We start from the raw sequence: 25,908 nt of genomic DNA, 5'->3' as shown, positions 1-25,908 counted from the left end.
AAAAGAAGGCTCTTAACATCAGGGGAAAATGTCGGGGAGGTGAACAAGCCACATGGGGGAGATAAAGCGGTAACATCAGTCATGCGGGGATGCGGTCGAGAAGTGATGCCCCCGGTTAAGGGGGCATGCAGGCTTAGATTGCTACCGGGGCTTTAATTGCCGGATGCGGATCGTAGCCTTCAATCTCAAAGTCGTCGAAACGATAGTCGAAGAGGGAAGCAGGTTTGCGTTTGATCACCAGCTTCGGCAGCGCACGCGGCTCACGCGTTAACTGCAAACGCGTCTGCTCAAGGTGGTTGCTGTACAGATGAGTATCCCCGCCCGTCCAGACAAAATCACCGACTTCCAGGTCACACTGCTGCGCCATCATATGCACCAGCAGCGCATAGCTGGCGATGTTAAACGGCAGGCCGAGGAAAATATCGCAGGAGCGCTGATAAAGCTGGCAAGAGAGCTTGCCATCGGCCACATAGAACTGGAAAAACGCATGGCACGGCGCCAGCGCCATCTGGTCCAGCTCACCCACGTTCCAGGCGGAAACAATGATACGACGTGAATCCGGGTCGCTTTTCAGCTGCTCAACCACTTTCGTCAACTGGTCAATCTGAGCACCATCTGGTGCTCCCCAGCTGCGCCACTGTTTGCCGTATACCGGGCCGAGGTCGCCATTTTCATCAGCCCACTCGTCCCAGATCGAAACCTTGTTTTCTTTCAGGTAAGCGATGTTAGTGTCACCGTTCAGAAACCACAGCAGCTCATGAATAATCGAGCGCAGATGGCACTTCTTGGTGGTGACTAGCGGGAAACCTTCCTGCAAATTGAAACGCATCTGATGACCAAAAATCGACAATGTGCCGGTGCCGGTACGATCGTTTTTCGGCGTGCCCTGGTCGAGCACATGCTGCATTAACGCCAGATACTGTTTCATTTTTCCTCACGAAGCTGTGGCTGCGGACGACGGCGATACGCCCAAATCATCATAATCACACCAGCCACAATCATTGGCACAGAGAGGATCTGCCCCATGCTGATGCCGCCGAACAGGCCAAGCTGCTGATCAGGCTGACGGAAGAATTCAACGATAATACGGAACGCACCGTAGCCAATCAGGAACAGCCCGGATACCGCGCCCATCGGGCGAGATTTACGAATAAAGACGTTGAGGATGATAAACAGCACGATACCTTCAAGGATCAGCTCATAAAGCTGTGAAGGATGACGCGGCAATACACCGTATGTCGACAGCAGCGACTGCCATTCAGGGTGGGTGGCGACCAGTGCAATATCTTCGCTACGTGAGCCTGGGAACAGCATCGCCCACGACAGATTCGGGTCAACGCGGCCCCACAGCTCACCGTTGATAAAGTTGCCGAGGCGGCCAGCACCCAGACCAAACGGGATCAGCGGTGCCATAAAATCAGAGACCTGGAAAAAATTGCGTTTGGTGCGCAAGGCGAAGATCAGCATCACCACGATCACCCCAATCAGGCCACCGTGGAAGGACATGCCGCCATCCCAGACTTTGAACAGGTACAGCGGGTTATCAAGGAACAGCGGCAGGTTGTAGAACAACACGTAACCGATGCGCCCGCCGAGGAAGACACCGAGGAAACCGGCATACAGCAGGTTTTCTACTTCTTCTTTTTTCCATCCGCTACCCGGTTTGTTAGCACGGCGTACTGCCAGCCACATCGCGAAAACGAAACCCACCAGGTACATCAGTCCGTACCAGTGCAGTGAAACCGGTCCGACGGAGAAAATCACCGGATCAAATTGGGGGAAAGCCAGATAGCCGTTATTCATCTTTCACCATTAGTAAAGTCAGTCCTGACAGGCAGCCGCACACTCCGGGGCTGCATAAGGCGCGCATCATAGCATAATGCGAATTATTGCGGTCCGGGCTAACTGTAAACTTTGTTAAGCGTACGCTGCCAAAAAATCACGTTTAACGGCCACCACGAATCAGACCGCCTAAACCGCGACGCTCCATAAATGAGGCCACCAGATGACGTACCTCGGTCGCAAACTGCGCTTCCAGGCCACGTTGCGCCAGCACTTGCGCATCTTCACGCTCAAGGTGGCTCAGCAGGTATTTTACGCGCGCCACGTTGCGGCCGTTCATACTGAGATGGTGATAACCCATGCCCACTAACAGCGCCACACACATCGGATCACCGGCCATTTCACCGCACAGGCAGAGTTCGATACCCGCGCGTTGGGTTTCATCAGCAATGCTTTTTAATGCCCGTAGCATTGCCGGATGCAGGCTGTCATACAGGCTTGCCACGCGGGTGTTGTTGCGATCGACCGCCAGCAGATACTGTGTCAGGTCGTTAGTCCCAACAGAGACAAAATCGACGCGCCCCTTAAGCTGCCCGATCATAAAGATCATCGAGGGCACTTCGACCATAATGCCGATACGCGGCTGTGGAATAACATAGCCGAGCATCTCTTCCACTTCACGCGCCGCACGTGCGATCAGGCGGCGGGACTCATCGATCTCTTCCAGGCTGGTGATCATCGGCAGCAAAATATTCAGGTTGCCGCTGGCGACGTTGGCACGCAGCATGGCACGCAACTGCACCAGAAAGATCTCTGGTTGATCCAGCGTCAGGCGAATCCCGCGCCAGCCAAGGCAGGGGTTTTCCTCACTGATTGGCATATACGGCAGCTGTTTATCCGCCCCCACATCCAGGGTGCGCAGGGTCACCGGTTTATCCAGGAAAAGTTGCAGCATGCCCTGATACTGCGCCACCTGTTCTTCTTCGGAGGGGAACCCGTTTTGCAGCATAAAAGGAATTTCGGTGCGATACAGACCCACACCGTCCACCCGGTTCCCGACCATCTTCTCGTGTTCGGCGCTTAAGCCTGCGTTGAGCATCACTTTCACTGGTTCGCCGCTTTTCAGCGCGCCGGGCAGGAAGACAAAATCCTCCGCCAGCAGGCTCAGCTCATTCTCTTCACTGATCAGCCGCTGATATTCCTGCACCAGCACCGGTTCAGGATCGACCAGCAGTTCACCACGGTAGCCGTCAACGATCAGCAGGTGCCCTTTAATCAGCTCGGGCTGGATGTCAGCACCCATTACTGTCGGGATGCCCATCGCCCGCACCATAATCGCGGCATGCGAGTTGGCGGCACCGTCGCGCACCACCACGCCCGCCAGGCGGTCGCGTGGCAGCTCGGCCAGCGTGGTTGCGGTCAGCTCATCGGCCACCAGCACAAAGCGCTCAGGCCAGGTATTGGTGCCCTGCATGGTGTCATCGAGGTGAAACAGCAGGCGCTGCCCCAACACACGCAGATCGCCCGAGCGCTCACGCAGGTAGCTGTCCTGCAAACTGGCAAACTGAGCGGCGAATTTCTCTATAACTTTCTTAACCGCCCACTCAGCGACTGAACCGGCATCGATTTCCGCCAGCAGATCTTTTTTCAGCCGGGCATCGCTTAACAGGTGAGAGTAGAGGTCGAAGATCGCCGCACTCTCTTTGTGCATGCTGGCAGTAAAACGCTTGCTGTAACGGCGAAATTCGTTCGAGGCTTCAGTCATGGCCAGCGCGAGGCGTTCGCGTTCGCGCACGGTATCGAGGGTCGAGGCGGCAAAGACGTTTTCCAGCGAAGGCTGGCTGGAGTCGACCCAGCCCGGCGCTACCGCAACGCCGGGTGCGGCTGCCAGCGCACGAATGCGGGTTTGACGGTACTGGCCAAACAGGGCATTAAGCTGTGACTGCGACAGGATCGCCGCCATCTGCGTAGCCAGCGTAACCAGAAAAGACTCTTCACTTTCGTCGAACTGACGATGTTCGCGCTGCTGAACCACCAGTACGCCAAGCAACTGGCGACGGCTGATAATGGGCACGCCAAGGAAGGAACGGAAGCGCTCCTCTTTAACCGAAGGAATATATTTGAAGCTGGGGTGACTCTGCGCATCTGCGAGGTTGATCGGCTCTGCAAGCCGCCCTACCAAGCCAACGATACCTTCATCAAATGCCAGGGCAACAGTGCGCCCACGCGGCTTTTTTAGCCCACGGGTAGCCATCAGGTAATAGCAGCGCCGATCGTGATCCGCGAGATAGACCGAACAGACCTCGGTTTGCATCGCCACACAGATTTCGTTAACCAGAATATCCAGCGCCTCGGTAAGCCGGGGCGCTGCCGCCACTTTCTCAACTATTTCGCGTAGCTGTGTGAGCATAATCTACGTGGCTTAACCTCTCTTCCGTCGAAAACCTGGCGTATTTCGCTGTACGGTATTCTCCTGCAGGGGCATAACCACGCTGGCAAACTCTTTCATCACGCGGCGGTAAACATCGCGTTTAAAAGAGACCACCTGGCGTACCGGATACCAAAAGCTCACCCAGCGCCAGCCGTCGAACTCTGGCGTACTGCTGGTTTGCATATTGATATCCGCGTCATTGCACATCAACTGCAGAAGATACCACTTTTGTTTTTGGCCGATACAAACCGGCTTTGTGTCCCAACGCACCAAACGTTTTGGCAACTTATATCGTAACCAGTTACGGGTGGATGCAAGGATGCGCACATCCTTGCGGTTCAAACCGACTTCCTCGAAAAGTTCGCGGTACATCGCCTGCTCCGCCGTTTCACCAGAGTTAATGCCTCCCTGGGGAAACTGCCAGGAGTGCTGACCAAAACGCCTGGCCCACAACACCTGTCCCTGCCTGTTACAAATTACGATACCAACATTCGGGCGGTAGCCATCATCATCGATCACCGGACTACCTCAAACTAAAACTGGATGTTCTGATTGTTTCATACTCCTTACAGACGGTAAACCACTGCTTTTAGGGGATGTGACGCTATCAGGCTGGGATAACTTGTCCATTTTGGCAAAGTTATAAACAGATACCCGGATAAAAGTGCGATCTTATTCACGTTTTCTGTGGATAGCTTTGTGCAGAACTCTGTTAACAGGTGGGGAAAACTTTTTTACCGACACAAAGAGGCTTTTTTAAAACTAAGAATAACCCCATATTAATCATCATCTTCTGCCGTTAACCACAGGCTTTCAACCGCTTGTCATTTGGCTGTCATCATCCGCTGATCGCCAACTGGTGAAAGATCGAACGCCTTACACGTTATCCACAGAATATGCCGATTAGTTAGGCATAAAAAAGGTTAAACGGGGGAAAAGTGCCAACGTCAAGGCTGTAAATGGAAACAGTATTATCATAAAGAGGGAGTTATCCCACTTTTCTGTGGATAACTACCCCGGTGATCCTGTTCATTGTCGGTGACAAGCCGGGTAAAACTGTAGGGTACGGCTTTTTTTTACGTACCTGATGCAATAAAAAAACATGATTTATCATGCTATTATTGGTGTTTTCCCCAGACCTGTTCGGGATATTTTCTCTGTGGGCAAATGACGATTACTTTTTGAACAGATTACGGACGTGATGATGACTGGCGATCGATACCCCGTTCCTCCGCCCCAAAACGAAGGCGAACTGATGGCGCGCGCTGCCGCGCTGGCAGGTTATACGCTGGGCGAACTGGCAGCACGCATTAACCTGCCTATTCCACGCGATCTGAAGCGCGACAAAGGCTGGGTTGGCCTGTTGCTGGAACGCTATCTCGGGGCCAGTGCGGGCAGTAAGCCAGAGCAGGATTTTGCCGGGATTGGCATCGAGCTGAAAACCATTCCGGTTGATGCCAGCGGCCATCCGCTGGAAACCACCTTTGTTTGCGTAGCACCACTGACCGGCAACAGCGGCGTCACCTGGCATAACAGTCATGTGCGCCATAAACTGACGCGGGTACTCTGGGTGCCCGTGGAAGGTGATCGCGCTATTCCACTGGAACAGCGCCATGTGGGCGCGCCTTTATTTTGGAGTCCGGATGCCGAAGAGGAGTGGCAGTTGCAGCGCGACTGGGAAGAGCTGATGGATATGATTGTGCTGGGCCAGGTTGAACAGATCACCGCTCGTCATGGGGAATTCCTGCAAATCCGGCCGAAAGCCGCGAACAGCAAAGCGCTGACAGAAGGAATTGGCCGTGACGGGCAGCCGATCATGACGCTACCGCGCGGTTTTTACCTGAAGAAGACCTTTACCGGTCGGCTGCTTGCCCGGCATTTTCTGCTATAAAAAACCCCTGTAAAGATTTTCCCACTACCGTCAACCTTGCGTATAATCGCCGTTTAGCTTTCGTTTAACTTTCATTTCAATTTAGGGTGCAACATTACAATGTTTGACTGGATTGCCGATCCCAATGCCTGGTTAGCTCTCGGAACGCTGACAATTCTCGAAATTGTTCTCGGTATCGATAATATTATTTTCCTCTCTCTGGTGGTGGCTAAACTGCCTAAGCATCAACAAAATACCGCCCGCCGTATTGGTCTGGCCGGGGCAATGTTGATGCGGCTGGGTCTGCTGGCCTCTATTGCCTGGGTGATCCGCCTGACCGATCCGCTGTTTACCCTGATGGATCACGCCTTTTCGGCGCGCGACTTGATTCTGCTGTTTGGTGGATTGTTCCTGCTGTGGAAGTCGAGCATGGAAATTCATGAAACGATTGAAGGCGGCGACGGTGAAAACAATGTGAATGTGCATTCGTTTATCGGCGCTATCGTGCAGATCATGCTGCTGGATATTATCTTCAGTCTTGATTCCGTCATTACTGCCGTGGGTCTCTCCGACCATCTGGTGATTATGATGGCAGCCGTGGTGATCGCGGTGCTGGTGATGATGTTTGCCGCACGTTCCATCGGTGATTTTGTTGACAGACATCCGTCGGTGAAAATGCTGGCGCTGGCGTTCCTGATCCTCGTCGGTTTCACACTGATGCTGGAAAGCTTCAATATTCATATTCCTAAAGGCTACATCTATTTCGCCATGTTCTTCTCTATGGCGGTGGAATGCCTCAATCTGGCACGCAATAAAAAACGCCCACTGTAACATCACCTTCTTACCCGGCCTCTGGGGCTGGGTAAAAAGATAGTGGTGATGCCATGTCAACGGTATGTTGTGCGCACAGTCTATTTTCAGACTCATACTATTATCGCTACAGGGAAAATAGTTTATTACTACACTTATGCTGAAGTGTTGAGTAATGAAAAGTAAGGGAGACAACGATGAAGTGGATTTTAGGCGCAATGGTGCTGAGCATGGCCGTATTAGTCAGTGGTTGCAGCAGTAATTATGTGATGGCAACCAAAGACGGCAAGATGATTATGACCGACGGTAAGCCGCAAATTGATAAAGAGACCGGTCTGGTGAAATATACCGATGATTCCGGTCACGAGCTGCAAATTAACGGTGATGAAGTTTCCTCTATCGTTGAGCGTTAACGCCACGGTCCTGTCCATCGTTCGAGTTGCAGAATCAGCAGGCTTCTGCGACTTGAAATATGGCCAGTTTAAAGCTGCTTTTATAGCACTTCCCGATAAATCCCCTCTTCCCCCACCCGTCTTGCACGGTTATAGTCGAAAACCGGGTTTTTGGCATAACCTGCCAGCCCCAGGCAAGAAGCCCCTGTTGCGGACGCCCTGATGTCCCTGACCTTTGACGAATGAAAAAGGAAGCCGGCCATGCATTATCACCGTATCCCTCACAGCACCCTGGAAGTCAGTTCCCTGGGGTTGGGCACCATGACGTTTGGTGAGCAAAACAGCGAAGCCGACGCCCATGCACAACTGGATTTAGCCCTCAGCCGCGGGATCAACCTGATTGATACCGCCGAAATGTATCCTGTGCCACCCCGCCCTGAAACCCAGGGCCTGACCGAGCAGTACATCGGCAGCTGGCTGAAAGCCCGTGGCAACCGCGATAAAGTCATTCTCGCCTCTAAAGTGTCCGGGCCAGTACGCGGTGCCGATGCCTCTATCCGGCCGAACCAGGCGCTGGATCGCAAGAATATTCGTACTGCGCTGGATGCCAGCCTGAAACGTCTGAATACCGACTATCTCGACTTATACCAACTGCACTGGCCGCAGCGTCAGACCAACTACTTCGGCAAGCTGAACTATCAGTACACCGATAACGCCGCGACTGTGACGCTGCTGGAAACGCTGGAAGCGCTGACCGAGCAGGTGCGTGCGGGTAAAATTCGCTATATCGGCGTCTCCAATGAAACACCGTGGGGCGTGATGCGCTACCTGCAACTGGCAGAGAAACATGAGCTGCCGCGCATTGTCAGCATTCAGAACCCCTACAGCCTGTTGAACCGCAGCTTTGAACTGGGACTGGCCGAGATCAGCCAGCATGAAGGGGTTGAACTGCTGGCCTACTCCAGCCTGGCGTTCGGCACCCTGAGTGGTAAATACCTCAACGGTGCAAAACCTGTCGGGGCGCGTAACACATTATTTAGCCGCTTTACCCGTTACAGCAGCGAGCAGTCGAATCAGGCAGTGGCTGAGTATGTCGCGCTGGCGAAGAAACACGGGTTAGACCCGTCACAGATGGCACTGGCCTTCGTGCGCCAGCAGCCGTTTGTTGCCAGCACCCTGCTGGGCGCAACCACGCTGGAACAGCTGAAGATCAATATTGACAGCTATGATGTCACGCTGAATGAAGAGGTGATTGAAGGGCTGGAAGCGATTCACCGTCGCTACACCTACCCGGCACCGTAAGGACCGCAGGCAGGGCGACCGTTCGCCCTGCCTGGTATGACTGACCCGTCAGAGCTGACGGGTGACTTTCCGTTTCTGCGCCAACTGCCAACCCCACAGCACCGCAATCGCCAGCGCAAACAGCGCACCAAAGCCGACGCCCGTCGCCACCGGCGGCGCACCAAACTTAATCGCCAGCGTGTAAAGCCCGAGCATCAGCAGCATCGCGGTATTCTCGCCCAGATTCTGCACCGCCACCGCATTCCCCGTCCCTACCGAGTCTTTTCCACGCATCTGCAACAACGCGTTAAGCGGCACAACGAAGAAGCCACCGAGCATGCCGATAATCACCAGCAGCACATAGGCATTGATAGCCTGTTGCTGTAATGAGAAGAACAGCACCGCCACGCCAATCAGCACGCCAGCAGGCATACAGCGGCCCACGGTTTTTAACGTCACCAGTTTCGCTGCGGCAATAGCGCCGAAGACAATACCTATCGCCACCATCGCATTGAGCAGCGTTGGGGTTTTGTTGTCACTGATCCCCAGCGCCACCGGCACCCACAGCACCAGCAGGAAACGCAGCGTCACGCCCGCGCCCCAAAACATACTGGTGCCCACCAGCGAGAAACGGGTTTCGCCATCACGCCACAGAATGCCGCAGGCGCGGAAGAAGCTGGCCGACATGCGGGCCGGATGCCATGACTGCCCTCCGCGTGCCACCGCCAGTTTTGGGATCAGCACATTCGCCGCGACGGCCAGTGCATAAGCCAGCACACAGGCCACCAGCGCCGCCGTCAGATTCCAGTCAGCGAGGAAGCCGCCCGTCACCGATCCCAGCAGGATCGCGGCAATAGTGGAAGATTCCATCAGACCGTTGGCTTTCACCAGCGTTTCACCGCCAGTCAGTTCCCCGAGAATGCCGTATTTCGCCGGAGAATAAGCCGCAGCGCCAATGCCCACCAGGCTGTAGCCGAGGAACGGATCGAAGCCAAAGCAGATCACCAGCGCGCCCAGTAGCTTGAGGGCGTTGGCAAACATCATCACCCGCCCTTTGGCAAAGCTGTCGGCTAGTTGCCCGACAAACGGTGCCAGCAGGATGTAGGTGGCAACGAACATCATTTGCAGCACCGGCTGGCTCCACTCCGGGTAGACCAGCGATTTCATCACCGCCAGCGTGGCAAACAGCAGCGCATTGTCACCAAATGCGGAGAAGAACTGCGCCACAATCACCGCCATCATGCCCTTCGACAATAGCGGCTGACCACTCACCTGGGATGTGCTCATGCCTGTTCCTCCGGCTTTTCAGCCATTTCACGCAGGGTAACGAAGTCCGGTTTACCGCTGCCCAGCAGCGGCAGCTGTGACAGCACGCGAATATCGCGTGGAACCGCCAGCTCCGGGCTGCCCAGTTCGCGCGCCGCACGGGTAAGCTGTTCACGGGTCAGCGTGGCATCGGTGGTAAACAGCACCAGCGCTTCGCCGCGATTACCGTCCGGTTTGATGGTGGCCGCATGCTGTTTTTCCGCCGAGGCTTTCAGCGCAATCAGTTCAACACTTTCCAGCGAAACCATCTCTCCGGCGATTTTCGCAAAGCGCTTCACACGCCCCTGGATCTGACAGAAACCGCCTTCATCAAAGCTGACGATATCGCCCGTGTCATACCAGCCCGCGTCCATCTGGCCTTCGCCGTTATCTGCCTGAGGCGCTTCCAGCACACCGGGGCGCTCCACACGCAGATAGCCTTTCATAATGTTCGGGCCACGCAGCTGTAACAGGCCGCCCTGCTCGATCCCCGGTACGGAAACCAGGCGCGAGTCCATGCCCGGCAGAATGCGACCCACGGTGTGAGATTTCGCGGCCATCGGCACGTTGATCGCCACCACGGGCGCACATTCCGTCACACCATAACCCTCAAGAATACGGATGCCGTATTTTTCCATCCACAGCTCACGGGTCTGGTTTTGCAGCTTCTCCGCCCCCGCTACCACGTAGCGCAAACGGGCAAAGTCGTAAGGGCTGGCAAAGCGCGCATAGTTACCGAGGAAGGTTGAGGTGCCAAACAGCACGGTACAGTTACGGTCGTAAACCAGCTCCGGCACGATGCGATAGTGCAGCGGGCTGGGATAAAGAAACACTTCTGCACCGGTCATCAGCGGGGTAAACAGACCGACGGTCAGGCCAAACGCATGGAACAGCGGCAGCGCCGACATAAAGCGGTCACGCGGGGTAAAATCAGCCACGGTGCGGATCTGTTCAACGTTTGCCAGCAGGCTTTTATGTGAATGCACCACGCCTTTCGGGTGGCCTTCAGAGCCGGAGGTAAACAGCACCATTGCGGCATCTTCCGGCTGCTGCGGCACCTGCGCGCGGGAAGGCATCAGCAGATGGCCGAGGATCCACAGTTTATCCTGTGTGGTGACGGTATCTTTCAAATCTTCGAGGTAAATCCACTGCACCTGCGGGATGCCTTCCGGCAGATGCCACAGCTTGCCTTTATCCAGGAACTGACGCGAGGTAAACACGGTTTTCACTTCAGACGCGGCCAGAGCGCTGGTCAGCCCTTTCACGCCTGCGGTGTAGTTCAGCATCGCCGGGATGCGCCCACGCATGGAGGCACCGAGGATCGCCGCCGCTGTCACGGTGGCATTCGGCAGCAGCAGGCCAATATATTCACCCGGCTGGCTGTAGCGCTCCAGAATACGCCCCACGCCAAGCGATTTTTTCAGCAGTCCGGTGTAGCTGTCCGGTTTAAAATTGACGTCTTCCACGCAGGGTTTAAACAGGCCATAGCGCGCGCGTGCTGCCAGGAAGGCCTGGTACAGCGTTTCACGCGGACGTACCGCCATGCGCGCTTCCATCATGATGTGATGCAGATGCTCACCCGCCAGACGGCGGCGATCGCGTGCACGTGGCGCCTCAGGCATCGGGATGATGGTGGCAGGCAATACGGTCAGGGTGATACGGGGAAACAGGCGACGTTTAAAGACGCCCGCCAGGCGGCCAAACAGCGTGTATTCGGCGCCTTCAATACGCAGCGGCACCACGGTGGCCTGCGATTTCGCGGCGACAAAGCCCGCACCATCGTAGATTTTCATCAGTGAACCGGTCACGGTGATACGGCCTTCCGGGAAGATCACCACCGGACGCCCCTGGCCAATCAGGCGCACCAGGTGCTTGATGGACATCGGTTTGGTGGGATCAAGGGGAACAAAGTCGATCACTGAGCGCAGCGCACGCATATACCACTGCTCGCTGATAGAGGAGTAGACGGCAAATACGGGTTTCACCGGCAGGAAGACCGCCAGCAGGATGCCATCAATAAATGACATATGGTTCGGGGTGATCAACACCTTCTCTTTATAAAGCCCGGAGAGATCGCCCGTCAGGCGGGTGCCAAACAGCACCCGAAACAGAAAACGCAACACAGTGAACAGCATGCTTTGTCCTTTTCGCTGTAACAAATTGCGTTAACGATGCAGCAAAGGTGAGGACAACTCAATATCTAATGATTTTTTCCTGCCTGTAGTGGTGATGATGTTGAGTAATAGCGGATCTATCGGCAGGGAAAAGGGATAACTGTAGGGAGCAGGCCCCCCCCTACAGGCGGTAAGTCAGGGAACAATTAGCGGCCAGTCTGCCAGCTTCCCCCAAGCGCAACGATCAACTGCACGCTGGTTACCCACTGGGTGCTTTGCAGCGTCAGCAAACTCTGCTGCTGGGTGAGACTGGTGTTCTCGGTGCTGGCGACATCAAGATAGTCGATCATCCCGGCCTGGTACTGATTGTAGGTGACGCGCGCGGACTCCTGTGCCGAGGCCGCCGCACGTTGCTGCGCCCGCATTTCAGCCTCGAAGGTACGCAGTGCCACCAGATAGTTTTCCACCTCTTCAAAGCCGGACAGCACCGTCTGGCGATAGCTGGCAACATCGGCATCGTAAGCGGCGCGTGCCTGCTCCACTTTCGCAGAGGTGGCACCGAAATCAAGCAGCGTCCCGCTCAGGCCCGGTCCCAGCGACCAGACACGATTGGGTAACGTCAGCAGATTGCTAAAGCTGGAGCCGGAGTATCCTGCGCTGGCGCTGAGCGTCAGATCCGGGTAGTAACCGGCAATCGCCACGCCGACGGCGGCATTGGCGGCGGCCACGGTACGTTCTGCCTGAGCAATATCCGGGCGACGTTGCAGCAAGTCTGCGGGTAATGTCACGGGCGCTGTCGGCAGTGTCGCCTGCAGCGGCGCCACCGCCAGGCTGAACTCTGCCGGGGTTTTCCCCATCAGCACGGCAATCGCATGTTCAAGCTGAGCACGTTGCCAGCTGAGATCCAGCGCCGAAGCGCGTGCGCTTTCCAGTTGGGTTTCCGCCTGCGCCAGGGTGCCGCGTGATTCACTGCCCGCCTGGTATTTATTCTGGATAACCAAGAGATAGCGCTGATAGGCCTCCACGCTTTTCTGATACAGCGCGATGCGCTGGTCAAGAATGCGCAGCTGGAAATAGTCCTGCGCCAGCGTCGACTGGGCGCTGAGCGTAATATTCGCCAGTTCGGCCGCACTGGCATCGGCGCTGGCCCGGTTCTCCTCCAGCGTGCGGCGCAGCTTGCCCCAGATATCCAGCTCCCAGGACGCGGAGGCCTGCAATGAGTGGCTGTTGCTGACCGACTGACCGCTGGTGCTGGTGGCGGCGGATGCCCCGCTGCGCGTCGAACTGCCGGTGCCGGTGACCGTTGGCAGCAGATCGCTGCGCGATTCGGCGGCCAGCGCCAGCGCCTGACGATACTGCGCTTCATACTGCGCCACGTTCTGATTGGAGATGCGGACCTGACGCAGCAGGCCATCGAGCGTGCTGTCGTGATACACCGCCCACCAGTCACCTTTACTGACCTGATCCTGCGGCGTAGCCTGCTGCCAGCCTTTGGCCTCTTTATACTGTAGCGAGGTGGGTGCTGTCGGGCGCTGGTAGTCCGGGCCAACGGCACACCCGCTAACTATCATCGCCAGTACAAGGGGAGTGAGTTTTTTCATGTTTATCATTATTGGGTTATTCAGCATGACGCAGACGCAGCCACTGACGTCGAGTGGCACGGCTGGCGCGGTCAAGATAGAGGTACACCACCGGAGTAGTGAATAAGGTCAGTAACTGGCTCAGGGCCAGGCCACCGGCAATCGCCAGCCCCAGCGGGCTGCGCAGGTCAGCATCCCCCCCGCTGCCCAGCGCCAGCGGCAACGCGCCGAAGAACGCCGCCAGGGTCGTCATCATAATCGGACGGAAGCGCATCAGGCAGGCCTGAGTGATCGCCTGCTGCGGGGTCATTCCCTGCTTGCGCTCTGCCGCCAGCGCAAAGTCGATCATCATAATGGCGTTCTTCTTCACGATGCCGATCAACAGCAGGATGCCGATCAGCGCAATCACCGTCAGCTCCGTGCCGGTTAACAGCATCAGCAACAGCGCGCCGACGCCAGCGGACGGCAGCGTGGAGAGAATGGTCAGCGGATGAATATAGCTTTCATACAGCATCCCCAGCACGATATAAACCGCGACCAGCGCCGCGAGGATCAACCACGGCATGGAGGCATTCAGCTCGGCAAAGGCCTGCGCGGTCCCCGCAAAACCGGCCTGAATGGTGTTCGGCAAGCCAATTTTTGCCATCGCGGTTTTCACCGCCGCCTGCGCCTCTTCCAGCGATGCACCATCCTGAAGGTTAAAGGCGATAGTGCTGGTGGCCGACTGTCCCTGATGGTTAACCGACAGCGGTGCGTTGCTGCCGCTGATGCTGGCAAAAGCTGACAGCGGAATGCGAGCGCCGCTGTCATTCACCACAAACAGTTTGTTGAGCGTATCCGGATCGCGCGTCCATTCCGGGCTGAGTGACATCACCACATGGTACTGATTCAGCGTTTTGTAGAGTGTCGCCACCTGGCGCTGGCTGAAGGCGTTATTCAGCATGTCATCCAGCATCTGCACATCCACACCCAGCCGGGTGGCGCGGTCACGATCGACAGTGATCATCACTTCCTGCCCACCGGTCTGCGAATCAGAATCAATGCTGGTTAACAGAGGGATCTGCTCCAGCGCCGCCTTCACTTTTGGTGTCCAGATGCGCAGCGTATCGAGATCGTCAGCCTGCAGGCTGTACTGATACGAGGCATTCGCGCTGCGCCCGCCGATATGCAGATCCTGCGCCGCCATCAGGAACAGCTGCACGCCGGGTACATTCAGGGTTTTACCGCTGAGGCGGTTGGCCACTTCGCTGGCATTCGCATCGCGCTGGTCGAAATCTTTCAAATGAACGAAGAACATGGCGGTATTACGCGAGCCAAACGCCCCGCTGCCCATTGAGGACATCACGCCATCTACCGCCGGATCTTTTTCGATCATCGCCGCATAGGCTTTCACTTTCGGTTCCATCGCCTGGAACGAGACGTTTTGATCGGCACGCATCATGCCCATCAACAGCCCGGTGTCCTGGTTCGGGAAGAAGCCCTTCTGCACCACAGAATAGAGAAAGACGTTAAGGATCACCGTCAGCAGCAGGCTGAACATCGTCAGGCGCTGATGGCGCATCACCCACGCCAGCGCGGCAGCGTAGCCTGCCAGCAGGCGGTTAAGGCCATTTTCAATCCACTGATAGAGCGGATGCGGGCGTTTTGTCACCGCCGGTTTACGCTTCAGCAGGCGCGAGCAGAGCATCGGCGTCAGGCTGAGTGAGACCAGCATAGAGATAATCAGTGAAGCGGTCAGCGTCACGGCAAATTCGCGGAACAGGCGCCCGACAATGCTGCCCATCAGCAGGATGGGGATAAACACCGCCACCAGCGACAGCGTCATCGACAGCACGGTGAAGCTCACCTCCTGCGCGCCTTTGATCGCGGCGCGCACCGGGCTTAGCCCCTCTTCGATATAGCGGGTGATATTTTCCAGCACCACGATGGCGTCATCCACCACAAAGCCGGTGGCAATAATCAGCGCCATCAGCGACAGGTTATCCAGGCTGTAGCCGCACAGGTACATCACCGCGCAGGTGCCAATCAGCGAGACTGGCAGCGCCAGCGCCGGGATCACCAGCGCGCGCACATCGCGCAGGAAAACAAACACCACGCCGATCACCAGCAGCATGGCAATCAGTAACGTCTCTTCGGTTTCATACAGCGAGGCGCGCACGTTAGGCGAACGGTCAACCACAATGGTCAGCTTCACGTCAGCGGGCAGATCTTTTTCAATCAGCGGCAGCTGGGCTTTGATGCCATCAATGGTTTCCAGCATGTTAGCCCCGGCTGAACGGGTCACGCCGATGGTGACCGACGGCGACCCGTTATAGAACCCGGCGCTGTAGTTATCTTCCACTGAGTCAGACACCTTCGCGACATCGCTCAGGTGAATGGCGCGGCCGTTGCTGTAGCTCACCACCAGATTGCGGTACTGGCTGGCCTGATCGAGCTGGCCGTTACCGTCCACCATCCATGACTGGCTTTTCCCTTCCAGCCTCCCTTTCGGCAGATTGGTGGTGCTGTTGGCAACGGCTTCACGCACGCTGTCCAGCGACACGCCCGCCTGGCTTAACTGCTGCGGTTGCAGCTCAATACGCACCGCAGGCAGGGCGCTGCCGCGCAGGGAGACATCGCCCACGCCCGTGACCTGGGCAATTTTCTGTTTGATTTTGCTGTCGGCCAGATCGTACAGCTCGGCGCTGGTGCGGGTGGTGGATGACAGCGCCATCATCAGCACCGGGGCATCGGACGGGTTGGCTTTCTGATAGGTAGGCAGCGACGGCATACTGCTCGGCAGCAGGCTGCGCGCCGCATTGATGGCGGCCTGCACATCGCGCGCCGCGCCGTTAATATCGCGATCGAGGGCAAACTGCAGAATGATGTTGGTCGAGCCTTGTGAACTCTCCGACGTCATCTCCGTAATACCGGCAATCTGCCCCAGCGCACGCTCCAGCGGCGTGGCCACCGTGGCGGCCATCGTTTCCGGGCTGGCCCCCGGCAGGTCAGCCGACACCATAATGGTCGGGAAATCCACCGTCGGCAGCGGCGCGACCGGCAGCAGGCGATAGCCCAGCGCCCCCAGCAGCACCAGCGCCAGCGTCAGTAACAGCGTGGCAACCGGGCGGAAAATAAACAGACGCGTGATACTCATTCACGCCCCCGCACGGCGGCTGAACGGCGCAGATAGCGCTTCATACGCTGCGACACGCCATCAAACCACAGGTAGATCACCGGGGTAGAGAACAGCGTCAGCACCTGGCTGAAGATCAGCCCGCCGACAATCACCAGCCCCAGCGGCTGACGCAGCTCCGCGCCAGAGCCGGAGGCCAGCATCAGCGGCAGTGCGCCGAGCAGTGCCGCCATAGTGGTCATCAGGATCGGACGGAAGCGCAGCAGGCAGGCCTGATGGATCGCCTCACGTGGGCTGAGGTGCTGCTTGTGCTCGGCCTCCAGCGCAAAGTCGATCATCATAATGGCGTTCTTTTTCACGATGCCGATCAGCAGGATCACCCCAATCAGCGCAATCAGGCTGAATTCGGTATCCGCCAGCATCAGCGTCAGTAACGCCCCCACCGCCGCCGACGGCAGCGTGGAGAGAATGGTCACCGGGTGAATAAAGCTCTCGTAAAGAATACCCAGCACCACATACATGGTCAGCAGTGCGGCGAGGATCAGCCACAGCGTATTGCCGGTGGCACTCTGGAACGCCGCCGCTTCGCCCTGATAACGCAGGGTAATCGACTGCGGCACCGCCAGGGAGGTGCTCACCTCGCTAATGGCCTGCTGCGCCTGCTCCAGCGAGTAGCCCTCGTTCAGATTGAACGAGACTGTCACCGCCGGGAACTGATTCAGCCGCATATGCACCAGCGAGCCGGTACGCAGGTGAATGCTGGCGAGCGAGGTCAGTTTCACCATACCGCTGGTGGTGGTGCTCGTCGTGCTGTCCGTTGAACTGCTGCTGGCCGTACTGGTGCCTGTTGTGCTGGTTGATGATGACGAACTGCTGCTGGCTGAGGGTTGCAGATAGATATCATCAAACGAGGCCGGAGACTGCTGGAATTTTGGCGCCACTTCCAGCACCACGCGATACTGATTCGACTGGGTGAAAATGGTCGAGATCAGGCGCTGCCCAAAGGCGTTATACAGCGCGGTGTCCACATCAGAGGCGGTAATGCCGTAACGGGCAGCGGCATCGCGGTTCAGCTCAACGTATGCCACCTGCCCCTGATCCTGCAGGTTACTGACCACCGAGCTAAATTCCGGGCGCTTCTGCAATGCGCTGACCAGCTTCGGTGACCACTCCACCAGGTGCTGGCTGTCCGCATCGTCCAGCGTCAGCTGGTAGCGGTCCGGCGTGACCTGATCGTTAACCGTCAGATCCTGCGCAGATTGCAGATAAAGTGAGATGCCCGGCACGCCCGCCGTCGCCTGTTGCAGCTCGGCAATCACGCTGTCGGCACGTTCATCGCGCTGGTCAAACGACTTAAGGTTGATCTGCAAACGGCCGCTGTTCAGGCTGGTATTACTGCCGTCGATCCCCACCGTCGAGGAAAGGCTGTCGACCGCCGGGTTTTTCAGGATGATTTCTGCCAGCTGCTGCTGACGCCGCGACATCTCTTTAAATGACACATCCTGCGAGGCGACGGTGACGCCCTGGATCAACCCGGTGTCCTGCGCCGGGAAGAACCCTTTCGGCACCACCAGATAGAGCAACGCCGTCAGGACCAGAGTCGCTAAAGCGACCAGCAGCGTCAGACGCTGATGGTTGAGGACAATGGTCAGCAGGCGATCATATCCGGCCACCAGCTTGTCAAAAAACTCGCCGCCTTTACGGTAGAAGCGCGTCTGGCGGTGTTCAGGAATATGGCGCAGCAAATACGCGCACAGCATCGGCGTCAGGGTCAGCGACACCAGCATGGAAACCAGTATCGACACCGCCAGCGTGATGGCAAATTCGCGGAACAGTCGCCCGACCACATCCCCCATAAACAACAGCGGGATCAGCACCGCAATCAGCGAGAAGGTCAGGGAAATAATGGTAAAGCCGATCTGCTGCGAGCCTTTCAGCGCGGCTTCCATCGGGCTTTCGCCCTTTTCCAGACGGCGGGAGATGTTCTCCACCACCACAATCGCATCATCAATGACGAAGCCGGTGGCCACGGTCAGCGCCATCAGCGACAGGTTATTGAGGCTGAAACCGGCCAGATACATCACGCCAAAGGTGCCCACCAGCGACAGCGGCACGGCAACGCTTGGGATCAGCGTGGCGGCCACGTTGCGCAGGAACAGGAAGGTCACCATCACCACCAGCGCAATCGACAGCATCAGCTCAAACTGCACATCGCTAATCGACGCCCGAATGGTCTGGGTACGATCTGAGAGTACCGTGACGTTGACGCCGTCCGGCAGGGCCGCCTGCAAGGTCGGCAGCTGCGCTTTAATGCTGTCCACTACCGAAATCACGTTAGCGCCCGGCTGGCGCTGCACGCTGATAACGATTGCCGGTTTGTTATTGGCCCACGCCGACTGGTACGTATTCTCAGCGGCTTCTTCAATGTGCGCCAGGTCGCGCAGACGCAGTGCCGAGCCATTTTTATACGTCAGGATCAGGTTGCCGTATTCAGCGGCCGTGCGCAGCTGATCGTTAGCATCGATGGTGACCGAATGGTACTGACCATCAAAGCCCCCTTTCGAGCCATTGACGTTGCTGTTGCTGACCAGCGTGTTGACGTCCTCCAGCGTCAGGCCATGTGCGGCCAGCGCTTTCGGGTCCATCTGCACGCGGATTGCAGGCTGATGCCCGCCCGCCAGCGTCACCATGCCGACCCCGGAAATCTGCGACAGTTTCAGCGCAATACGGGTGTTGACCAGATCCTGCACTTTGGTCAGCGGCAGCGTATCGGAACTGGCGGCCAGCGTGATCACCGCGCTGTCCGCCGGGTTGACCTTTTTATAGGTCGGCGGATTGGGTAAATCGGTTGGCAGCAGGCTGTCGGCGGCATTGATCGCCGCCTGCACTTCCTGTTCGGCCACATCCAGTGACAGATCCAGCGAGAACTTCAGGCTGATCACCGACGATCCGCTGGCACTGCTGGAGGCCATCTGGCTGAGACCGGACATCTGCCCAAGCTGGCGCTCCAGCGGTGCCGTCACGGATGACGCCATCACATCCGGGCTGGCACCGGGATAAAGTGTGGTGACCTGAATGGTCGGGTAATCCACCTGCGGCAACGCCGAGGTGGAGAGCATCCGGTAGGCAAAAATACCGGAAATCAGCACGCCCACCATCAGCAGAATGGTGGCTACCGGGCGTTCGATAAAGATGCGCGATGGATTCATTGCGCTTTCTTGCCCCCGATAGCGGCGGCGGTCTCTTCGGCGGTGACCACGGAGACTTTGCTGCCGTCGGTCAGACGGTCAATGCCTTCCGTCACCACCTGTTCACCGGCGCTGACGCCTTCAAGGATCGCCTGCTGGTCGCTGCCAAACACCGGCCCGGTTTTCACCGCTTTGCGGGTCACGGTGTTGTCTTTATTCACCACGTAGACAAAGCTGCCGTCGCTGCTCAGTTGCAGCGCCTGGCCCGGGATCACCGTCGCCTGTTTCAGGGTGCTGGTTTGCAGGCGCAGATTGACAAACTGATTGGGATAGAGTGCTTCGTCGAGGTTGGCAAACTGCGCTTTCAGCGTGACGGTGCCGGTGCTGGTGTCAATCTGGTTACTGATAAACTGCACTTCCCCCTGTGCCAGCTCGCTGCTGCCCTGCTGGTCGAACGCAGTGGCAGGCAGGCTCTGATCGTTGTGCAGGGCTTTCAACAGGGTCGGGATGTTGCTCTGTGGCACGCTGAAAGTCACAGCGGCGGGCTGTGTCTGGGTGATGGTGACCAGCCCGGTGGTTGAGCTGCTCTGCACCATATTTCCGGCATCCACCAGGCGCAGGCCAACGCGCCCGCTGATCGGGGCGGTGATACGTGCATACTCAATATTGAGTTTAGCGGCGTCAATTTGTGCCTGGTCGGCCTTGACCGCCCCGCTGTACTGCCCTACCGTCGCGATTTGGGTATCAAGGTCCTGACGCGCCAGCGAGTCCTGCGCATACAATTTCTGATAGCGGGCCAGCGTCAGCTGCGCGCTTTTCAGCAGCGCCTGGTTCTGGTTGAGGTCGCCCTGATACTGCGCCAGCGTCGCCTGGTAGCTTCGCGGGTCGATCTGCGCCAGCACCTGCCCGGAGGCCACTTTCTGCCCCTCTTTGAACCAGACGTGCGTCAGCTGTCCATCGACCCGGCTGGTCACGGTCACCGTCGCATTGGGGATCACCGTACCCAGCGCAGTCAGGTAGACCGGCACATCGGCCAACACCACGGCACCGGTGTGCACGGGCGTTGTCATCCCCGCCATCATCTGTCCCGGCCCACCGGGGCCACCTGGACCACGCATGCCGCCAGCGCCACCGGCTCCGCTCTGAGCGTGCGGCCAGAAACGCCAGACCAGGGCAGCAGCAAGCACTAGCAAAATGACGCAGAGAATGATTTGACGCCGGGAGTGCGACTTCTTCGGGGAGATTACGGTCATGAGGCTCTGTCAATTAAAATGCAGCAATAGGAAAAACACGGCGGTAATCACCGCCGCGACAGAAACTTAATGCGGGCCAGGCGTGCCTGGCCCCTACGTTAACACTGCAACATGCGTAGGGGTCAGGCACGCCTGACCCGCAAAACCATCAAACGTTGTTGATAGTAATTCCTATTATCATCTATTTAAATGATGAAATTCTATTCTTTGCACGTAAAAAAATCGTAAGAAGTACGCGATTTAATCAAGAATGCTCACGATTTCCAGCCACCTCCCAGTGCTTTATACAGCGTGATCTGCTGGTTGAGCTGCCCCAGGCGGGTGGTAATCAATGACTGCTGCACCGCATACAGTGAGCGCTGTGCCACCAACACATTCAGATAATTGTCCACACCTTCACGGTAGCGCACGTTAGCAAAATCGAAGTTACGCTGATTCGCTACTTCATCCAGCTGACGTGCATTCAGTTCATCCTGATAGGTTTCCTGCCCGGCCAGCGCATCCCCCACCTCTTTGAATGCCGTCTGGATCGTCTTCTCATAGTCCGCAATTTCAATGCGTTTTTGCAATTTCGCAATATCCAGATTGGCCGAGTTCACCCCGCCATCAAAGATGGGCAGGTTGATACTCGGCCCGAATGACCAGGCGGCCGTTCCGCCCGACAACAGATGGCTGAAGGTAGCAGAAGTGGAACCGCCCGCCGCCGTCAGAGAAATGCTGGGGAAAAATGCTGCTCGTGCCGCGCCAATGTTGGCATTCGCCGCTTTTAGCGTATGTTCGGCAGCGATAATATCCGGTCGATGCGTCAGCAGGTCGGAAGGCAGTCCGGCCGGAGTGGCCGGGAAGTTCCACGCTTTCTGCAAACGGGCGCCCGCCAGCAGACCCGCGGGCAGATCGCTGCCCACCAGCAGCGCAAGGGCGTTCACATCCTGACGTACCTGGCGGCTGTAGGTGGCGATATCCGCCTGAGCTGCACGTACCGCGGTTTCGGCCTGCACCAGATCCTGTTCGCTCGCCACGCCGCCATCATAGCTGCGTTTGGTCAGATCCCAGGAGTCCTGCTGGCTGTTGGCCGTATCCTGCGCCAGTTTCAGCAGCTCGTTATCGGAACAGAGTGATAGATAGCCAGAAGCCACTTCGGCAATCAGACTGATCTGTGTCGCCCGTTGCGTGGCCGCACTGGCCAGCCAGGCTTCCAGTGCCTCATTATGCAGACTTTGCAAACGACCAAAGAAGTCCAGCTCCCAGGCGGTGACACCCAGGCTGGTATTCAGCTGGTGATACGTCACCGGCCCGCTGCTCTGCGTGCTGTAGAGATTACCCGGAAGATGCGTGCCGCTATCACCGCCATTGAAATCAAGCGACGGCATCAGTGCCGCACGCTCAATTTGCACCTGCGAGCGCGCCACGTCCACATTCAGTGCCGCCACACGCAGATCGCGGTTATTAGACAATGCACTGGCGATCAGCCTGTGCATGACCGGATCGGTAAAGAAATTCTGCCAGCGGATATCCGCACCGTTTCCGCTCAAAGCTGCCCTCTGGCTATCGTAATGCGCAGCAACGGGTAAGGCCGGGCGATGATAGTCTGGCGCCATAGTACAACCCGCGAGGATCACCGTCAGAGGCAATACCCCCAGGTAAAAACACTTACGCATCATGTTCTTGAACCTCGGTTTTCGATTTTTTCTTAGCAGAAAAACGCTGGGAAACCACGACGTAAAACATCGGCACGAAGAAGATGGCAAGGAAGGTCGCGGTGAGCATCCCCCCGACGACGGCCGTACCAATGGAGTGCTGACTGCCCGCACCTGCGCCGTGGGACATCGTTAGCGGTAGCACCCCCAGCACAAAGGCCATTGAAGTCATAATGATCGGACGGATACGCAGTTTCGCGGCCTCCATTGCCGCATCCACAAACCCTTTCCCCTGATTCTCATGCAGATCTTTGGCAAACTCGACAATCAGAATGGCGTTTTTGGCGGCAAGGCCGACGGTCGTCAACAGCCCCACCTGGAAGAAGACGTCATTTTCCAGGCCACGCATCAGCACCGCCAGAATAGTACCTAATACACCCAGCGGCACCACCATCAGCACCGAGAACGGGATCGACCAGCTCTCATACAGCGCGGCCAGGCAGAGGAACACCATCAGAATGGAGATGCTATACAGTGCCGGGGTCTGCGAACCGGACATTTGCTCCTCGAAAGACAAACCGTGCCAGCCAACGCGGAACCCTTCCGGCAATTTGGCAGCAATTTCATTCACTGCTTTTACCGCATCACCCGAGCTGTAACCGGGTGCTGGCGAGCCCATAATCTCCACCGATGAAGCACCGTTGAAGCGCTCATAGCGCGGTGAACCATATTCCCACTTGCCACTTCCGAAGGCGGAATAAGGCACCATGTCGCCACTGGTATTACGGAAGTACCACTTATCGAGATCTTCCGGGGTCACACGCGAACCGGCGTTACCCTGCACATAGACCTTCTTGACGCGGCCGCTGTAGATAAACTGGTTCACGTAGTTCGAACCCCAGGCGGTGGAGAGCGCGTCGTTAATATCATCCAGGCTAAGGCCCAGCGCCCGCGCGCGTTCATCATCAATAATCAGATGATATTGCGGCTCATCTTCCATCCCATTTGGACGCGTGGCGAACAGGCGTTTGTCTTTCGCGGCCATCGCAAGGAACTGATTACGCGCCGCCATCAGTGCAGCATGTCCCTGGTTATTGACGTCCTGCAGGAAGAAGTCGAAGCCCGTGGCATTCCCCAGTTCCATAACGGCGGGCGGTACCAGAGCAAACACTTTGGCATCTTTGAGTGTGGCGAAATGCGCCATCGTGCGGGCGGCCAGTTTCTGTACCGACTGCTCGCTGTTGCGCTGATCCCAGGGTTTCAGCAGCACAAAGGACATGGCGACATTTTCCCCACGCCCGGCAAAACTGAAGCCATTAGGCGAGAAGACCGATTTCACTTCAGGTTCATTCTTCAGCAACCAGTCGCCAATGTCGTTCAACACTTCCTGGGTGCGTCCACTGGAGGCATTGGCTGGCAGCGTCACCTGCACCATCATTACCCCCTGGTCCTCATCCGGCAGGAATGAGGTGGGCACGCGGGTAAACAGATAACCCGTCGCAGCAATAATCACCACGTAGATCACCAGGAACAGGCTGCGTTTGGAAATGACGCTCCCCACGCCACGGGTGTAATAAAGCGTCCCGGTATCGAATTTACGGTTAAACCAGCCCGCCATCCCGGTGGTTTTATGCTCGGTAGCGGTCGCTTTCAGCAACGTGGCGCACAGTGCCGGGGTGAAGATCATCGCCATAAGTACCGACAGTGCCATCGCAGAGACGATCGTGATCGAGAACTGGCGATAGATGACCCCGGTGGAACCACTGAAAAAGGCCATCGGCAGCAGCACGGCTGACAGCACCAGGGCAATCCCCAGTAGCGCCCCTTGAATCTGCTGCATGGACTTAATCGTGGCGGCTTTCGGGTCCAGCCCTTCGTCGTGCATCACACGCTCAACGTTTTCCACCACAACGATGGCGTCATCGACCAACAGCCCGATGGCCAACACCATGCCAAACATCGTGAGAATATTGATGGTGTAACCGCAGGCCGCAAGGATACCGAATGTGCCCAGCAGCACCACCGGGACCACCATGGTGGTAATCAGCGTGGCACGCAGGTTTTGCAGGAACAGAAGCATGACCAGGAATACCAGCACAATCGCTTCAATCAGCGTTTTCACCACTTCCTTAATCGAGGCGCTGACAACAGGTGCGGTATCGTAGGGGAAATTCACTTTCACCCCTTCCGGCAGGAAAGGTTTAATGCCTTCAACAGTATGGCGCACGCTGTTGATCGCATCCAGCACGTTCCCACCGCTGGAAAGGCGCAGTGCAATACCGACCGACGGTTCACCGTTCAAGGTGGCGGAAATGCTGTAATCCTGTGGGCCAAGATCGATACCGCCCACATCACGCAGGCGCACCTGTGAACCATCGGCATTGACCTTCAGCAGAATATTTTTGAACTGCTCCACTGACTGCATACGGGTTTTCCCGACGATAGTCGCACTGAATTTTGCGCCCTGCACCGTCGGTAATCCGGCCAGCTTACCGCTGGAAACCTGCACGTTTTGCTGGCTGATCGCCGTGGTGATATCGCTGGGAACCAGCTGGTATTTATACAGCTTTGCCGGGTCGAGCCAGATACGCATCCCGTACTCGGCCCCCATCACCATAAAGTCGCCCACACCGTTGCTGCGGGCGATCGGGTCCTGTAATTTCGATACCAGCAGGTCAGCAAGGTCGCCATTACTCAGGTTGGGATTACTCGACGTCAGCCCGACAACCAGCATAAAGTTGGCCTGGTACTTACGAATATTGATCCCCTGATTCACCACTTCAACCGGCAATTGTGACTCAGCCAGCGAGACTTTGTTCTGTACCTGAACCTGGGCAATATCCGGGTCGGCGCCCTGATTGAAGGTGACAATAATTGATGCACTGCCGTCACTGTTACTTTGTGATTCGATATAACGCAGGTTATCCAGCCCGTTCAACTGCTGTTCAATGACCTGCACCACGGTATTTTGCGTGGTTTCTGCACTTGCGCCCGGATAGGCCACCTGCACCGAAATCGCCGGGGGGGCAATATTCGGGTACTGATTGATGGGCAGACTCAGAATCGACAGTCCCCCCACCAGCATCACCACGATAGCGATCACCCAGGCAAAGATGGGACGTTCAATAAAAAATTTAGACATCAGGGTTT

At 57.0% G+C, this 25,908-nt stretch carries 16 protein-coding genes; 4 read left to right on the top strand and 12 right to left on the bottom strand.

Annotated elements, in window-relative coordinates; genetic code table 11:
• Nucleotides 1-133 precede the first annotated feature (133 nt).
• From thyA to rppH, 4 genes are all read right to left on the bottom strand, one after another.
• Nucleotides 134-928, bottom strand: coding sequence for a thymidylate synthase (thyA, locus tag ACFL9S_RS17250; protein WP_133846079.1), 795 nt, complete (start codon nt 926-928; stop codon nt 134-136).
• Entirely contained in the window at nt 925-1,803 is an 879-nt protein-coding gene (gene lgt, locus ACFL9S_RS17245; protein WP_405263090.1) for a prolipoprotein diacylglyceryl transferase, read from the bottom strand. Before lgt ends, thyA begins: the two co-directional genes overlap by 4 nt.
• A gap of 142 nt (nt 1,804-1,945) precedes the next feature.
• Nucleotides 1,946-4,192 (bottom strand): phosphoenolpyruvate--protein phosphotransferase, encoded by a 2,247-nt coding sequence (gene ptsP, locus ACFL9S_RS17240; RefSeq protein WP_405263089.1) that lies wholly within the window; start codon nt 4,190-4,192, stop codon nt 1,946-1,948.
• Between the two features lie 12 nt (nt 4,193-4,204).
• On the bottom strand, nt 4,205-4,732 hold the full coding sequence (gene rppH, locus ACFL9S_RS17235; protein ID WP_405263088.1) for an RNA pyrophosphohydrolase: 528 nt from the start codon (nt 4,730-4,732) through the stop codon (nt 4,205-4,207).
• A 685-nt stretch (nt 4,733-5,417) separates the two neighbouring features.
• On the opposite strand from rppH, the gene mutH reads away from it, so the two are divergent.
• From mutH to ACFL9S_RS17215, 4 genes are all read left to right on the top strand, one after another.
• A complete protein-coding gene (mutH, locus tag ACFL9S_RS17230) occupies nt 5,418-6,104 on the top strand; it encodes a DNA mismatch repair endonuclease MutH (protein WP_405263087.1) in 687 nt (228 codons plus the stop codon).
• A gap of 99 nt (nt 6,105-6,203) precedes the next feature.
• Nucleotides 6,204-6,914: a TerC family protein gene (locus tag ACFL9S_RS17225; protein WP_405263086.1), complete on the top strand. Its 711-nt coding sequence runs from the start codon at nt 6,204-6,206 to the stop codon at nt 6,912-6,914.
• A 176-nt stretch (nt 6,915-7,090) separates the two neighbouring features.
• Nucleotides 7,091-7,306: a YgdI/YgdR family lipoprotein gene (locus tag ACFL9S_RS17220; protein ID WP_405263085.1), complete on the top strand. Its 216-nt coding sequence runs from the start codon at nt 7,091-7,093 to the stop codon at nt 7,304-7,306.
• 240 nt (nt 7,307-7,546) lie between these two features.
• On the top strand, nt 7,547-8,587 hold the full coding sequence (locus ACFL9S_RS17215) for an NADP(H)-dependent aldo-keto reductase (protein WP_405263084.1): 1,041 nt from the start codon (nt 7,547-7,549) through the stop codon (nt 8,585-8,587).
• Between the two features lie 48 nt (nt 8,588-8,635).
• On the opposite strand, the gene lplT is transcribed toward ACFL9S_RS17215, so the two are convergent.
• The 8 genes from lplT to ACFL9S_RS17175 form a co-directional block, all read right to left on the bottom strand.
• Nucleotides 8,636-9,853, bottom strand: coding sequence for a lysophospholipid transporter LplT (gene lplT, locus ACFL9S_RS17210; RefSeq protein WP_405263083.1), 1,218 nt, complete (start codon nt 9,851-9,853; stop codon nt 8,636-8,638).
• Complete coding sequence (gene aas, locus ACFL9S_RS17205) at nt 9,850-12,006, bottom strand: bifunctional acyl-ACP--phospholipid O-acyltransferase/long-chain-fatty-acid--ACP ligase (RefSeq protein WP_405263082.1); 2,157 nt, start codon at nt 12,004-12,006, stop codon at nt 9,850-9,852. The genes lplT and aas overlap by 4 nt, the downstream gene beginning before the upstream one ends.
• A 185-nt stretch (nt 12,007-12,191) precedes the next feature.
• The gene (locus tag ACFL9S_RS17200) at nt 12,192-13,586 is read right to left on the bottom strand and encodes an efflux transporter outer membrane subunit (RefSeq protein WP_405263081.1); all 1,395 of its coding nucleotides are present in this window, start codon (nt 13,584-13,586) and stop codon (nt 12,192-12,194) included.
• A 16-nt stretch (nt 13,587-13,602) separates the two neighbouring features.
• Nucleotides 13,603-16,701, bottom strand: coding sequence for a multidrug efflux RND transporter permease subunit (locus ACFL9S_RS17195; protein WP_405263080.1), 3,099 nt, complete (start codon nt 16,699-16,701; stop codon nt 13,603-13,605).
• Nucleotides 16,698-19,889, bottom strand: coding sequence for an efflux RND transporter permease subunit (locus ACFL9S_RS17190; RefSeq protein ID WP_405263079.1), 3,192 nt, complete (start codon nt 19,887-19,889; stop codon nt 16,698-16,700). The genes ACFL9S_RS17195 and ACFL9S_RS17190 overlap by 4 nt, the downstream gene beginning before the upstream one ends.
• Nucleotides 19,886-21,121, bottom strand: coding sequence for an MdtA/MuxA family multidrug efflux RND transporter periplasmic adaptor subunit (locus tag ACFL9S_RS17185; RefSeq protein ID WP_405263078.1), 1,236 nt, complete (start codon nt 21,119-21,121; stop codon nt 19,886-19,888). The genes ACFL9S_RS17190 and ACFL9S_RS17185 overlap by 4 nt, the downstream gene beginning before the upstream one ends.
• 254 nt (nt 21,122-21,375) lie before the next feature.
• Complete coding sequence (locus ACFL9S_RS17180; RefSeq protein WP_405263077.1) at nt 21,376-22,782, bottom strand: efflux transporter outer membrane subunit; 1,407 nt, start codon at nt 22,780-22,782, stop codon at nt 21,376-21,378.
• The gene (locus ACFL9S_RS17175) at nt 22,772-25,900 is read right to left on the bottom strand and encodes an efflux RND transporter permease subunit (protein ID WP_405263076.1); all 3,129 of its coding nucleotides are present in this window, start codon (nt 25,898-25,900) and stop codon (nt 22,772-22,774) included. The genes ACFL9S_RS17180 and ACFL9S_RS17175 overlap by 11 nt, the downstream gene beginning before the upstream one ends.
• Nucleotides 25,901-25,908 lie beyond the last annotated feature (8 nt).

Source organism: Erwinia sp. AnSW2-5, assembly GCF_045107195.1.
In the GTDB taxonomy this organism is placed as follows: Bacteria; Pseudomonadota; Gammaproteobacteria; order Enterobacterales; family Enterobacteriaceae; genus Erwinia.
Note: the sequence above shows the minus strand (reverse complement) of the source record. Positions and strands in the feature narration are given on the sequence as shown.

Coding starts and splice junctions, on each gene's coding strand:
- thyA (WP_133846079.1), bottom strand. CDS start 928: ATGAAACAGTATCTGGCGTTAATGCAGCATGTGCTCGACCAGGGCACG.
- lgt (WP_405263090.1), bottom strand. CDS start 1,803: ATGAATAACGGCTATCTGGCTTTCCCCCAATTTGATCCGGTGATTTTC.
- ptsP (WP_405263089.1), bottom strand. CDS start 4,192: ATGCTCACACAGCTACGCGAAATAGTTGAGAAAGTGGCGGCAGCGCCC.
- mutH (WP_405263087.1), top strand. CDS start 5,418: ATGACTGGCGATCGATACCCCGTTCCTCCGCCCCAAAACGAAGGCGAA.
- ACFL9S_RS17225 (WP_405263086.1), top strand. CDS start 6,204: ATGTTTGACTGGATTGCCGATCCCAATGCCTGGTTAGCTCTCGGAACG.
- ACFL9S_RS17220 (WP_405263085.1), top strand. CDS start 7,091: ATGAAGTGGATTTTAGGCGCAATGGTGCTGAGCATGGCCGTATTAGTC.
- ACFL9S_RS17215 (WP_405263084.1), top strand. CDS start 7,547: ATGCATTATCACCGTATCCCTCACAGCACCCTGGAAGTCAGTTCCCTG.
- lplT (WP_405263083.1), bottom strand. CDS start 9,853: ATGAGCACATCCCAGGTGAGTGGTCAGCCGCTATTGTCGAAGGGCATG.
- aas (WP_405263082.1), bottom strand. CDS start 12,006: ATGCTGTTCACTGTGTTGCGTTTTCTGTTTCGGGTGCTGTTTGGCACC.
- ACFL9S_RS17200 (WP_405263081.1), bottom strand. CDS start 13,586: ATGAAAAAACTCACTCCCCTTGTACTGGCGATGATAGTTAGCGGGTGT.
- ACFL9S_RS17195 (WP_405263080.1), bottom strand. CDS start 16,701: ATGAGTATCACGCGTCTGTTTATTTTCCGCCCGGTTGCCACGCTGTTA.
- ACFL9S_RS17190 (WP_405263079.1), bottom strand. CDS start 19,889: ATGAATCCATCGCGCATCTTTATCGAACGCCCGGTAGCCACCATTCTG.
- ACFL9S_RS17185 (WP_405263078.1), bottom strand. CDS start 21,121: ATGACCGTAATCTCCCCGAAGAAGTCGCACTCCCGGCGTCAAATCATT.
- ACFL9S_RS17180 (WP_405263077.1), bottom strand. CDS start 22,782: ATGATGCGTAAGTGTTTTTACCTGGGGGTATTGCCTCTGACGGTGATC.
- ACFL9S_RS17175 (WP_405263076.1), bottom strand. CDS start 25,900: ATGTCTAAATTTTTTATTGAACGTCCCATCTTTGCCTGGGTGATCGCT.